The sequence below is a fragment of the Plantibacter sp. Leaf314 genome (genome assembly GCF_001423185.1).
Taxonomy (GTDB): Bacteria; Actinomycetota; Actinomycetes; order Actinomycetales; family Microbacteriaceae; genus Plantibacter.
On record NZ_LMOB01000001.1, the window covers coordinates 708,526 to 721,162 of the forward strand.

At 70.0% G+C, this 12,637-nt stretch carries 9 protein-coding genes; 4 read left to right on the top strand and 5 right to left on the bottom strand.

Annotation, left to right across the window (positions count from 1 at the left end):
* Both gatA and gatC read right to left on the bottom strand, forming a co-directional pair.
* Complete coding sequence (gene gatA / locus ASF68_RS03325; RefSeq protein ID WP_056006778.1) at window positions 1-1,512, bottom strand: Asp-tRNA(Asn)/Glu-tRNA(Gln) amidotransferase subunit GatA; 1,512 nt, start codon at window positions 1,510-1,512, stop codon at window positions 1-3.
* Entirely contained in the window at window positions 1,509-1,808 is a 300-nt protein-coding gene (gene gatC, locus ASF68_RS03330; protein ID WP_056006781.1) for an Asp-tRNA(Asn)/Glu-tRNA(Gln) amidotransferase subunit GatC, read from the bottom strand. Before gatC ends, gatA begins: the two co-directional genes overlap by 4 nt.
* Before the next feature lie 90 nt (window positions 1,809-1,898).
* On the opposite strand from gatC, the gene ASF68_RS03335 reads away from it, so the two are divergent.
* On the top strand, window positions 1,899-3,620 hold the full coding sequence (locus ASF68_RS03335; RefSeq protein WP_056006785.1) for a long-chain-fatty-acid--CoA ligase: 1,722 nt from the start codon (window positions 1,899-1,901) through the stop codon (window positions 3,618-3,620).
* A gap of 2 nt (window positions 3,621-3,622) precedes the next feature.
* On the opposite strand, the gene ligA is transcribed toward ASF68_RS03335, so the two are convergent.
* Window positions 3,623-5,938, bottom strand: coding sequence for an NAD-dependent DNA ligase LigA (gene ligA, locus ASF68_RS03340; RefSeq protein ID WP_056006788.1), 2,316 nt, complete (start codon window positions 5,936-5,938; stop codon window positions 3,623-3,625).
* A 150-nt stretch (window positions 5,939-6,088) separates the two neighbouring features.
* Between ligA and ASF68_RS03345 the strand changes: the two genes are divergently transcribed.
* Window positions 6,089-7,576, top strand: a complete 1,488-nt coding sequence (locus ASF68_RS03345) for a sugar porter family MFS transporter (protein WP_056006791.1) — start codon at window positions 6,089-6,091, stop codon at window positions 7,574-7,576.
* 60 nt (window positions 7,577-7,636) lie between these two features.
* On the opposite strand, the gene mnmA is transcribed toward ASF68_RS03345, so the two are convergent.
* Both mnmA and ASF68_RS03355 read right to left on the bottom strand, forming a co-directional pair.
* The gene (gene mnmA / locus ASF68_RS03350; RefSeq protein WP_235526745.1) at window positions 7,637-8,749 is read right to left on the bottom strand and encodes a tRNA 2-thiouridine(34) synthase MnmA; all 1,113 of its coding nucleotides are present in this window, start codon (window positions 8,747-8,749) and stop codon (window positions 7,637-7,639) included.
* A 59-nt stretch (window positions 8,750-8,808) separates the two neighbouring features.
* Complete coding sequence (locus tag ASF68_RS03355; RefSeq protein ID WP_056006795.1) at window positions 8,809-10,032, bottom strand: cysteine desulfurase family protein; 1,224 nt, start codon at window positions 10,030-10,032, stop codon at window positions 8,809-8,811.
* A gap of 67 nt (window positions 10,033-10,099) precedes the next feature.
* Between ASF68_RS03355 and glgX the strand changes: the two genes are divergently transcribed.
* Window positions 10,100-12,142 (top strand): glycogen debranching protein GlgX, encoded by a 2,043-nt coding sequence (gene glgX / locus ASF68_RS03360; RefSeq protein ID WP_056006798.1) that lies wholly within the window; start codon window positions 10,100-10,102, stop codon window positions 12,140-12,142.
* Between the two features lie 2 nt (window positions 12,143-12,144).
* Window positions 12,145-12,636, top strand: coding sequence for a Cys-tRNA(Pro) deacylase (gene ybaK, locus ASF68_RS03365; protein WP_056006801.1), 492 nt, complete (start codon window positions 12,145-12,147; stop codon window positions 12,634-12,636).
* Window position 12,637 lies beyond the last annotated feature (1 nt).

The window sequence follows — 12,637 nt, forward strand, 5'->3', positions numbered from 1 at the left end:
TTACCGACCTCCGAGAGCGGGTGCCTGCGAGATGAGGGTGTGCCCCCACGTCGATTCGAGGAGCGCCTCGAGAGCGGCGCCGACCCGGTAGAGCCTGGCGTCCTCTCGTGCTGGCGCCATGAACTGGATGCCGACGGGCAGGCCGTCCTCCGGGGCGAGCCCGATCGGGACGCTGATGCCCGGGACCCCGGCGAGGTTGGCCGGGATGGTGGTGACGTCGTTGAGGTACATCGCCAGCGGATCGTCGATGCGCTCACCGAGCTTGAACGCCGTCGTGGGCGCGCTCGGGCTCACGAGGACGTCGACCTGGTCGAAGGCCGCCGCGAAATCGCGCTGGATGAGCGTCCGCACCTTCTGGGCGCTGCCGTAGTAGGCGTCGTAGTATCCGGCGCTCAGGGCGTAGGTGCCGAGGATGATGCGACGCTTCACCTCAGGACCGAACCCGGCCTCGCGAGTGGCGGACATCACCTGCTCGACCGTGCCGCCACCCTCAGGGGTGACGCGCATGCCGAACCGCACGGAGTCGAACTTCGCGAGGTTGCTGGACGCTTCGGCGGGGAGGATCAGGTAGTAGGCGGCGACCGCGTACTCGAAGTTGGGTGCCGACACCTCCACGATCTCGGCGCCGTTCGCCTCGAGCACCGTGAGCGCCTCCTGGAAGCGGCTCTTCACGCCGGCCTGGAAACCTTCGCCGTTGAGCTCCTTGACGACGCCGACGCGCAGACCGCGCAGTACGTCGCCGCGAGCACCCTCCCGAGCGGCTGCGGCCATCGATGGCCAGGCGTCACGGAGGGAGGTGGAGTCGAGCGCGTCGTGCCCGGCGATGACGTCGTGCAGCAGCCCGGAGTCGAGGACGGTCCGGCTCACCGGCCCGACCTGGTCGAGCGAGGACGCCAGGGCGATGGCACCGTAGCGGCTCACCGCTCCGTAGGTGGGCTTCACACCGACCGTCCCGGTGACGTGCGCCGGCTGACGGATCGAGCCGCCGGTGTCGCTGCCGAGCGCGATGGGCGCCTCGAACGCGGCGACCGCTGCGGCCGAGCCGCCTCCGGAACCGCCGGGGATGCGGTCGAGGTCCCACGGGTTGTGGGTCGGGCCGTACGCGGAGTGCTCCGTGCTCGACCCCATGGCGAACTCGTCCATGTTCGTCTTGCCGAGCGGCACCAGGCCGGCCGCCCGCGATCGCGCGACGACGGTGGCGTCGAAGGGCGACAGGTATCCCTCGAGGATCTTGCTCCCCGAGGTGGACGGCATGTCGGTCGTGACGAGCACGTCCTTGATCGCGAGTGGGACGCCGGCCAGTTCGCCGAGCTCCTCACCCGCTGCACGACGCGCATCGATGTCGGCGGCGACGTCGAGGGCGTGGTCCGAGACGTGCAGGAAGGCGTGGACGTCGCCGTCGACCTGGGCGATGCGGTCGAGGTGCGCCTGGGTGACCTCGACGCTCGACACGTCGCCGGCGCGGAGCTTGGACGACAGTTCGGCTGCCGTCAGACCGATCAGGCCGCTCACTGCTCCTCCCCCAGGATGGCCGAGACCTTGAACCGGCCGTCGGCCGACTCCGGTGCGTTCTGCAGCGCCTGCTCCCGGGTGAGCGTGTTGCCGACGACGTCGTCGCGGTACACGTTCTCGAGCGGGATCGGGTGGCTCGTCGCCGGGACGTCAGGTGTGGCCACCTGCTGCACCTTCGCGATGTTGTCCACGATGGAGTCGAGCTCCGTGGTGAGGTGGGCGATCTCGTCCTGGCTCAGGGCGATGCGAGCGAGGGTCGCGAGATGTGCGACCTGCTCGGTGGTGATTTCCGACATGCGTCTCCCGTACGTGTAGCGGTGGCGGTCGCTCCAGTCTATTCGCCAGGGACGTGGTCGACGGTCGGCCTCCGCCCCTACAGTGGGACGGTGAGCCAGAACGACTCGAGCAGCCGTCCCCGTCCCCCGCACGAGCGCCCGTGGCTGGCGAGCTACGCCGCCGACGTCCCGGACGACATCCCCGAGCAGACCGGCAGCCTCGGCGATCTCGTGGAGGCCTCCGCGGCGAGCTACCCGGACGCGGTGGCGCTCGAGTTCTTCGGCTCGACGACCACCTACGCCGAACTCGACGCCCTGATCGCGCGCGCTGCGGCCGGTCTGCGCGACCTCGGCGTCCGGGCCGGCGACCCGGTCGCCCTCATGCTCCCGAACTGTCCGCAGCACATCGTCGCGTTCTACGCCGTCCTCCGACTCGGCGCCGTCGTCATCGAGCACAACCCCCTCTACACGCCGCAGGAGCTCCGCCACCAGTTCGAGGACCACCGCGCCCGGTTCGCGATCGTCTGGGACAAGGTCGCAGGTCACCTGCAGGACTTCCCGGCCGACCTGGCGGTGGATGCGCTCGTCACGATCGACGTCACCCGTGCGATGCCGATCCACATGCGCCTGGCACTGCGGCTCCCGATCGCGAAGGCACGCGCCTCCCGTGCGCAGTTGACCGCCCCGGTCTCCGGCACGGTGGTGTGGGAGCGGCTCCTCACCACCGGGTCACTCCCGGCGAGCCACCCGAAGCCGGCGACCGACGCGCTCGCGCTCATCCAGTACACCAGTGGCACGACAGGCTCGCCGAAGGGTGCGGCCCTGACCCACGGGAACCTGCTCGCCAACGCCGCCCAGTCGCGCGCCTGGGTGCCGACCGTGCCACGGGGATCCGCCGTCGTCTACGCAATGCTCCCGATGTTCCACGCCTACGGGCTGACGCTGTGCCTCACGTTCGCCATGAGCATGGGCTCGCGACTCGTCCTGTTCCCGAAGTTCGACCCGGCGCTCGTCCTCAAGGTCATGAAGAAGCGCCCTCCGACCTTCCTGCCGGCGGTGCCGCCCATCGCCGACCGTCTCCTGGCGGCGGCGACGGAGCAGGGCGTCTCGCTGCAGGGTACCGAGATCGCGATCTCCGGGGCCATGCCGCTCCCCCACGAGCTCGTCGTGCCGTTCGAAGCGGCGTCCGGCGGGTTCCTCGTCGAGGGGTACGGGCTCTCCGAGTGCTCACCGGTGATCTCCGCGAACCCGGTGTCCGCCGCCAGGAAGCCCGGCACCATCGGTCTCCCGCTGCCGAGCACCGAGGTCAGGGTCGTCGACCCCGATGATCCGGGGACGGACCGGCCGGCCGGAGAGCCGGGCGAACTCCTCGTCCGCGGACCCCAGGTGTTCCGCGGCTACTACAACAAGCCGGAGGAGACCGCGGCCGTGCTCCTCCCGGGCGGTTGGTTCCGCACCGGCGACATCGTGTCGATCGACGACGAGGGGTTCATGACGGTCGTCGACCGCATCAAGGAGCTCATCATCACGGGCGGGTTCAACGTCTCCCCCAGCGAGGTCGAGCAGGTCCTCCGCGGCCATGCATCCGTCGCGGACGCCGCCGTCGTCGGGATCCCCGACCCGCACTCCGGCGAGCAGGTCGTCGCAGCCGTCGTCGCCGCTCCGGGCACCACCGTCGACGCCGAGGCGCTCCGCGCGTGGGCTCGCGAGATCCTCACGCCCTACAAGGTGCCGAAGCGGGTGGTCGTCGTGGACGAACTCCCGAAGTCGCTCATCGGCAAGGTCCTACGACGCCAGGTCAGGGACGATCTCCTGGACGCCGCCGGGCACTGAGCTCAGTCGGTCGCCGGTGCCTCGTCGGCCGGAGCCTCGTCGCCGGGCGTCTCGGGCTCGCCGAGGGCTGTCGGGCCCTCCGAGACCAGGATCGCGAACTGCTCCGCGTCGATGATCCGCAGACCGAGCGCTTCCGCCTTCGCGAGCTTCGACCCCGCGCCCGGGCCGGCGGCGACGAAGTCGGTCTTCTTCGAGACGCTCGACGCCGCCTTGCCTCCGGCCTGCACGATGGCCTCCAGCGCGCCCTCGCGGGTGAAACCGTCCAGGGAACCGGTCGCGACGACGGTCACGCCCGAGAGGACACCGCCAGCAGCGACGGCGGCACCTGGGCCCGGGTGACCGGGCGTCGCCCACTGCACGCCGGCAGCCGTCCACTCCTCGACGATCTCGCGGTGCCAGTCGATCTCGAACCAGGCCATGAGGGCGTCGGCGATGATCCCGCCGACACCGTCGACCTCGGCCAGCTCCTCGCGGCTCGCAGCTCGGATGGCGTCGAGCGATCCGAAGTACTCCGCGAGCGACCTGGCCGCCACGGGACCGACGTGGCGGATGTTGAGGGCGACGAGCAACCGTGCGAGCGGGCGCGTCTTCGCGGCGTCGAGGTTGGCGAGCAGCTCGACCGCGTTCTTCGACGGCACCGAGGACTCGTCGCCGTCGAACTCGGACGCCTCCGGGGCGTGCACGCCGTCCTTCTTCGCCCGACGGCGGCGGAACGGCGTGACTCGCTTCTCCGAGCCGTCCTCGTTGAGCTTCGGCAGGCCGGTCTCGTTGTCGCGCACGACCACCGTCACCGGGAAGAGGTCGGCCATCGTCAGCGAGAAGAGCTCAGCCTCGGTGGTCAGCGGCGGCTCCGCGGGTTCGAGCGGCTGCGTGAGCGCCGCTGCGGCCACCTCGCCGAGGGCTTCGACGTCGAGTGCTCCACGTGAACCGATGTGCTCCACCCGGCCTCGCACCTGAGCCGGGCAGCTCCGCGCGTTCGGGCAGCGCAGGTCGATGTCCCCCTCCTTGGCAGGGGCGAGCGGGGTGCCGCATTCCGGGCAGTCGTCCGGCATGACGAACTCGCGCTCGGAACCGTCGCGGAGTTCGACCACGGGACCGAGGACCTCGGGGATGACGTCGCCGGCCTTGCGGAGGACGACGGTGTCGCCGATGAGCACCCCCTTCGCCTTCACGACGTCCTGGTTGTGCAGCGTGGCCTGGCGCACTTCGCTGCCGGCGACCAGGACCTTCTCCATGACGGCGAAGGGCGTGGCCCGACCGGTGCGGCCGACGCTGACCACGATGTCGAGGAGCTTGGTGTTCACCTGCTCCGGCGGGTACTTGTAGGCGATGGCCCAGCGCGGAGCCCTGCTCGTCGCGCCGAGTTCCCCGTGGAGCGCGAGATCGTCGACCTTGACGACGACCCCGTCAATCTCGTGCTCGACGCTGTCGCGATGTGCTCCGAAGTACTCGATGAACTCGGCCGCCCCCGTCGCTTCGTCGTGGACCCGGTAGTGCGACGAGGTCGGCAGACCCCACCGGTGGAGGAGCTCGTAGACCTGCGACTGACGCGCGACCGGCGGGCGCTCCCAGGCGCCGATGCCGTGGACGAGCATCTGCAGCCGGCCGAGCCGGTCGTGCATGAGGGCGAGCTGCGCCGGGTTCTTGCTCTCCGCCTTCTGACGGAGCGATCCGCTCGCCGCGTTTCGGGGGTTCGCGAACACCCGTTCACCGGCGGCCGCCTGGTTGGCGTTGAGCTCGCGGAACGCCTCGACGGGGAAGAAGATCTCGCCGCGCACCTCCACGACCTCGGGGACCTCGACGTCCGTGTCGGCGGTGGTCAGCACGCTCGGGATGGAGCGGATGTACCGGACGTTCTCCGTGACGTCCTCACCGACGACGCCGTCGCCGCGGGTCGCCGCGCTCACCAGACGCCCTCGCTCGTACCGCAGGTTGATGGCGAGGCCGTCGATCTTCAGCTCGCACAGGTACTGGACGGCACCGTCCGCGTCGCGCTCGACCTTCGCCGCCCAGGCGAGGAACTCCTCGGTCGAGAAGACGTTGTCGAGGCTCAGCATGCGTTCGAGGTGGGTGACCGGTGCGAACAGCGTCGTCTCCGTCCGGCCGCCGACCGTCTGCGTCGGGCTGTCCTGGCTCTGCAACTCGGGGAAGAGCCGCTCGAGCTCGTCGAGCCGCTTGATCATGGCGTCGTACTCCTGATCGGAGGCGAGCGACTCGTCCCGCTCGTAGTACGCGTCGCGCAGCTCGAGGATTCGAGAGGTGAGCTCCTCCGCCTCGGCCGATGCCTGCTGCAGGGTCTGTTCGTTGCTGTTCGCCACCTGGTCAGTCTATGAGCGGCCCCCGACACGCAGGAGCGCTTGACACACCGCACGTCCTCCCCGATCGGGGCAAGCGGGTCTGCGAGCCGCTGATCGAGGAGTAGGGTGTCGCAGTGCCGCAGGAACCATGCGCGCGGAATCGGAGGAACCATGTCCCAGTCCAGCAGGCCAGGAACGGGGGCGGCTCCTACCAGTAAGCAGCTCACCGCGCGCGTCATCGGTATCTCCGTCTCCGCCGCGGTCGGTGGCTTCCTCTTCGGCTTCGACTCCTCCGTGGTCAACGGCGCGGTCGACGCCATGCAGGACCACTTCCAGCTGAGCGAGGGGCTGATCGGCTTCGCCGTCGCCTCAGCCCTCTTGGGATGCGCGCTCGGCGCCTACCTCGCCGGCCGGATCGCGGACAGCCGCGGACGCATCTTCACGATGCTCCTCGGTGCCGGTCTCTTCTTCGTCTCCTCCTTCGGTGCCGGCTTCGCCTTCTCTCCCTGGGACCTGATCCTGTGGCGGATCGTCGGCGGTCTTGGCATCGGCATCGCATCCGTCGTCGCTCCGGCCTACATCGCCGAGATCGCGCCGAGCGCCATCCGCGGACGCCTCGCCTCCCTGCAGCAGCTCGCCATCACCCTCGGCATCTTCGCCGCGCTCCTGTCCGACTCGGTCCTCGCGGGCGTCGCCGGCGGTGCGTCCAACCCGCTGTGGTTCGGCGTCGAAGCCTGGCGCTGGATGTTCATCGCCTGCGCCATCCCCGCCGTCGTCTACGGTCTCCTGGCCATGCGGCTCCCCGAGTCGCCACGCTTCCTCGTCCGCAAGGGCAAGGCCGATGAGGCCCGCCGCATCTTCGCGACGGTGTGGCCGCAGGAGGAGGTCGACCGCGCGGTCAAGCTCGCCGAACAGGCGGTGAAGGACGACGAGCAGCAGAGGAAGGCCTCGCTCTGGGGCGGGAAGTTCGGTCTGCTCCCGATCGTGTGGATCGGTGTCATCCTCTCGATCTTCCAGCAGTTCGTCGGTATCAACGTCATCTTCTACTACTCGACGACCCTCTGGAAGGCGGTCGGATTCCAGGAGTCCGACTCGCTGCTCATCTCGGTCATCACCTCGGTGACGAACGTCGCGGTCACGATCGTGGCGATCCTGCTCGTCGACCGCATCGGTCGCCGGCCGATCCTCCTCGCCGGATCCATCGGGATGACGGTCTCGCTCGGGGCCATGGCGATCGCCTTCACCCAGTCGGTCACCGACAGCGCGGGCGAGGTGTCGCTGCCGCAGCCCTGGGGCACGATCGCACTGATCGCTGCCAACGTGTTCGTCGTCGCGTTCGGCGCCTCCTGGGGTCCACTCGTCTGGGTCCTCCTCGGCGAGATCTTCCCGAACCGGCTGCGTGCCAAGGCCCTCGGTGTGGCGGCGATGGCCCAGTGGATCGCCAACTTCCTCATCACCGTGAGCTTCCCGGGTCTCGCCGCGTTCTCGCTCCCGGTGACGTACGGCATGTACGCGTTCTTCGCCCTGCTCTCGTTCGTGTTCGTACTCGCGAAGATCCCGGAGACGAACGGGCTCACCCTCGAAGAGGCCGAGACGCTGTTCGTCAAGAAGCCGAAGAAGGCCAAGGCGTCGAAGTCGGGGACGACCGCCGGAGCCTGAGCATCGGACGCGGAACGCCCGGCGAGCATCGATCGCCGGGCGTTCGGTCGTTGCGGGGTGTCAGGCGCCGACGCCGGCGGGTACAGCGCTGACGGTGCGGTCGATCGTGAACTGTCCCAAGACGCGCGTTCCGCTGTAGAGCACCGCGGTCTGTCCGGGCGCGACCCCGTCGAGCGGCGTCTCCGGGTGGACGACGAGTTCGCCGTCGACCAGGGCCAGCGCGGCCGGGACCGGGTCGGCGTGGGCACGGATCTGGACGTCGCACGGGATCGGGTCCACGCCGACGGCCGGAGCACGGCCCGCCCAGGTGTACCGGGAGCCGGCGATCTCGCCGATGGCGAGAGCCTCCTTCGGCCCCACCACGACGGTGTTGTCCTTGGGACGCACCTCGAGGACGAAGCGCGGACGACCGTCCGGGGCCGGTACGCCGAGGTGCAGCCCCTTGCGCTGTCCGACGGTGAACGCGTGCGCGCCCTCGTGCGAACCGACGACCGCGCCGTCGCGGTCGAGGACCTGGCCGGTCTCGGTGCCGACCCGCTCCCCCAACCAGCCCTTCGTGTCGCCGTCGGGGATGAAGCAGATGTCGTGGCTGTCGGGCTTGTTCGCGACGGTGAAGCCGCGCTCCGCGGCCTCGGCACGTACCTCGGCCTTCGACGGCGTCGCACCGAGCGGGAACATCGAGTGCGCGAGCTGCTCGGCGGTGAGCACGCCCAGGACGTACGACTGGTCCTTCGCCCAGGCGCTCGCGCGGTGCAGCTCGCGATCGCCCTCGGGGCTCGTGACGATCGTGGCGTAGTGGCCGGTCACGACCGCGTCGAACCCGAGGTCGAGCGCCTTCTCCAGCAGTGCGGCGAACTTGATCTTCTCGTTGCAGCGCATGCATGGGTTCGGCGTGCGGCCCGCACGATACTCCGCGATGAAGTCGTCGACGACGTCGAGCTTGAAGCGCTCGGAGAAGTCCCAGACGTAGTACGGGATGCCGATGAGGTTCGCCGCCCGCTGGGCGTCCATCGAATCCTCGATGGTGCAGCACCCCCGGCTGCCGGTCCGGAGCGTGCCCGGCATCCGGCTGAGGGCCAGGTGGACCCCGACCACCTCATGGCCCGCATCGACGGCGCGTGCCGCTGCCACGGCGGAATCGACCCCACCACTCATCGCTGCCAGAACCTTCACCGGGCAAGTCTACGCGCCAGTCGCCGGACAGCCACCCGCAAGTGATCGGGCGCGTGGGCTCAGGGCCGCGCGCCGAGCGCCGTGTCGCGATCCGCGGAGCCGGCCCGGCTCGCCTGTGCATAGGCCGAGGGAAGCGCCTGCAGGAAGCGGTCGACGTCGTCCTCGGTCGTCGTCCTGCCGAGCGTGATCCGCAGAGCCGCGCGGGCGTCCGACTCCGAGCGCCCCATGGCGAGCAGGACGTGGGACGGTTCGGGGACACCGGCCTGACACGCAGAGCCCGTGGACACCGCGACCCCGGCGAGGTCGAGGAGGAACAGCATGGAGTCGCCCTGGGTCCCCGGGAGGACGAGGTGCACGTTCGAGGCCAGTCGTTCCACGGGGTCGCCGGTGAGTTCAGCCTCGGGCACCGCGGAACGGACGCCCGCGGTGAGCCGGTCCCGGAGCGCCAGCAATCGCTGTTGCTCGGCGACCCGCTCCCGCTCAGTCGCCTCGGCGGCGACGGCGAACCCGATCGCGGCCGCGACGTCCTGGGTACCGGAGCGGAGTCCGCGCTGCTGGCCACCGCCGTGCTGCAAGGGCTCCACCACCGCCGCCCGACTGACCACCAGGGCGCCGACCCCCACCGGGCCGCCGATCTTGTGCGCGGACACGCTGATCGCCACGAGACCGCCGGCCCCGGTCGAACCGGAGGCGGCACGCAGGCCGGCCAGATCGATCGGCAGATGCCCGTACGCCGACACGGCGTCCAGGTGGAACGGCACGCCTGCCGCTGCGGCGAGCGCCGCGAGTCGTTCGGCAGGCTGGATGGTGCCGACCTCGTTGTTCGCCCAGAGGGCCGTGGCGACGGCGACGTCGTCGCCGTGCTCGGCGTACAGCTCCGCCGTGCGTTCGAGTGAGACGGCTCCGAGGTGGTCGAGTGGAGACCACACCGCCGTCGCCGCCTCGTGGCGTTCGAGCCACTCGACGGTGTCCAAGGTGGCGTGGTGCTCGCCGGCGGGTGCGAGCACCGCGGTGCGCCGACGGTCCCGTTGGCGGTGCCAGTAGAGCCCCTTGAGGGCGAGGTTGATGGACTCGGTGCCGCCCGAGGTGAAGACGAGTTCGATCGGGTCGCAGCCGAGGGTCTGCGCGATGCGCTCGCGAGCCTCCTCGAGGAGGCGGCGCGCCTGTTGGCCGGGTCCGTGGATCGACGCTGGGTTCCCGACGGTGGCCATGGCGGCCGCGTAGGCGTCGATGACCTCGGGACGCACGGGGGTCGTGGCGGCGTGGTCCAGGTACACCACCATGCCGCCCCTCCTCTCGTCGCCGCGTCCGCGGATCTCGGCGACTGCTGCACTCACTACTGTAGAACCCATGAACGCTGGTGACCCCCTCCACGATCTCGGCGTCCGCCTCGGCCCGTCCGGTGGTGAGCTCCGTGTGTGGTCGGAGCATGCAGATGCCCTCGAACTCGTGATCTTCGACGACAAGGATCTGAACTGGATCACCCAGTCGGTCGAGATGACCCGGGACGAGGGTGGGGTCTGGAGTGCCCGGTCGGAGGAGCTCGTGCACGGTCGGCGCTACGCCGTCCGAGCGTCCGGGCCGTCGACGCCGAACAACGCCTTCGACCCGCATCTGTTGCTCCTCGACCCCTATGCCCGCGGTCTCGCGCGGGTGTCCGCCGAGCAATGGCGCTCCGTCGTCGTCGACGACGCGTTCGACTGGGGTGGCGTGCAGAAACCGCGCATCCCGCTCGACCGCACCGTCGTGTACGAGGCGCACGTCAAGGGGCTCAGCAAGCTGCACCCCGACGTCCCGGAGGAGCTGCGCGGAACCTACGCCGGGCTCGCCCATCCCGCGATGATCGCGCATCTGCACGACCTGGGTGTCACGAGTGTCGAACTCCTGCCGGTGCACGCGTACACCTCGGAGCAGCGCCTCATCAAGCAGGGTCTCGTCAACTACTGGGGCTACAACACCCTCAACTTCTTCAGCCCGCACGCCGCGTACGCGACGAAGGCCGCCCAGGCGGGTGGTGCCGACGCCGTGCTCCGGGAGTTCAAGGGCATGGTCAGGCTGCTCCACGAGGCCGGGCTCGAGGTCATCCTGGACGTCGTCTACAACCACACCGCCGAGGAGGGACCGGGCGGTCCGCGCACGAGCCTCCGCGGCATCGACAACGCGAGCTACTACCGCCAGGACGCCACCGGCGCGTACATCGACGTGACCGGCTGTGGCAACACCGTCGACTTCGGCCACCCTGTCCCCCAGCGCCTGGTGCTCGACTCCCTGCGCTACTGGGCGGAGGAGGTGCAGATCGACGGGTTCCGCTTCGACCTCGCCGCGACGCTCGGGCGGAACGAGGCGGTCGAGTTCACCCCGGACCATCCGTTGCTCGGAGCGATCATCAGCGATCCGTCGCTCATCGACGCGAAGATGATCGCCGAACCCTGGGACGTCGGGATGGGCGGTTGGCAGACCGGCAACTTCCCGAACGGTTGGCACGAGTGGAACGACCGGTACCGCGACCGCGTACGCAACTTCTGGCTCTCCGACATCGACTACGCCAGACGCGCCGACGCCCCCGTGGGCATCGGCGGCTTCGCGACACGACTGGCCGGATCGAGCAACACCTTCCCCGCCGAACGCGGGCCGCTCGCGTCGGTCAACTTCATCACCGCCCACGACGGGTTCACGCTCGCCGACCTGGTGTCGTACGACGTGAAGCACAACGTCGGCAACGGCGAGTCCAACCGAGACGGGACCGACAACAACCGGTCGTTCAACCACGGCGCCGAGGGCCCGACGGACGACGAAGCGATCCTCGCCGCCCGCCGGAAGGCGATGCGCAACCTGCTCGGGACGCTCCTCCTGTCGGCCGGCATCCCGATGATCACCGCGGGTGACGAGTTCGGGCGCAGCCAACGGGGCAACAACAACGCCTACTGTCACGATTCGGAACTGACCTGGGTCGGGTGGACGCGGGAACCCTGGCAGGATCAACTCCTCGCACACAGCCGCAGGCTCCTCGAGCTGCGGCGGGAGCATCCCGCGCTCCGGCCGGAGCACTTCGGGGCGGCAGAGACGACGGTGCCCGGCGCGAGCGCCATGGACTGGTTCGACGCCACCGGCGGGACGATGAGCACGGACGACTGGACGAGCCCCCGGAACCGGACCCTGCAGTTCTTCTCGTCGAGCACCCCGGAGTCCGAGGCGCTCGACCGCGTCCTGCTCATCGTGCACGGCGTCGAGCAGCCGGTCGAGGTCACACTGCCCGAGCACGACGGGGTGACCGCCTACCGGCGCATCTGGAACTCCGCAGACGACGTCCCGGTGTCGGACGAGGACGAATTCGCCCCCGGGCACACGGTCGCGGTCGGCGCCACGTCGATGCAGCTGTTCCGGGCCGTCTGACGGTGGCGCGGCGGAAGGCGGAGGGCGGGAGCACGCCGGCGACGCTGGCGCTGACCGGACTCGGCATCCCCTTCACCCCACGGCCCTACCAGCACGACCCCTCGACGACCGCGTTCGGGCTCGAGGCGGCGGCAGCCCTCGGCGTGGACCCGTCCCGCGTCTTCAAGACCCTGATGACCGAGGTCGACGGCTCGCTCGTCGTCGCCGTCGTCCCGGTCTCGGCGCAACTCGACCTCAAGGCGCTCGCCGCAGCGGTCGGCGGGAAACGCGCACGTCTGGCCGATCCCGCCGTGGCGGAGCGCAAGACCGGGTACGTGGTCGGCGGCATCAGCCCGATCGGTCAGCGGACGGCACTGCCGACCGTCCTCGACGCGAGCGCGTCGGACCACGAGACGGTGTTCGTGTCCGGTGGACGGCGGGGCTTCGACCTCGAACTCGCCCCGGAGGGGCTGCGCACGGCGGTCTCCGCCCTCCTGGCCCAGATCGCGCGCTGAC

Excerpts from the sequence above, each read along its gene's own strand:
- ASF68_RS03355 (WP_056006795.1), bottom strand. The coding sequence starts at position 10,032 with ATGGTGGTGTACCTGGACCACGCCGCCACGACCCCCGTGCGTCCCGAG.
- glgX (WP_056006798.1), top strand. The coding sequence starts at position 10,100 with ATGAACGCTGGTGACCCCCTCCACGATCTCGGCGTCCGCCTCGGCCCG.
- ASF68_RS03345 (WP_056006791.1), top strand. The coding sequence starts at position 6,089 with ATGTCCCAGTCCAGCAGGCCAGGAACGGGGGCGGCTCCTACCAGTAAG.
- gatC (WP_056006781.1), bottom strand. The coding sequence starts at position 1,808 with ATGTCGGAAATCACCACCGAGCAGGTCGCACATCTCGCGACCCTCGCT.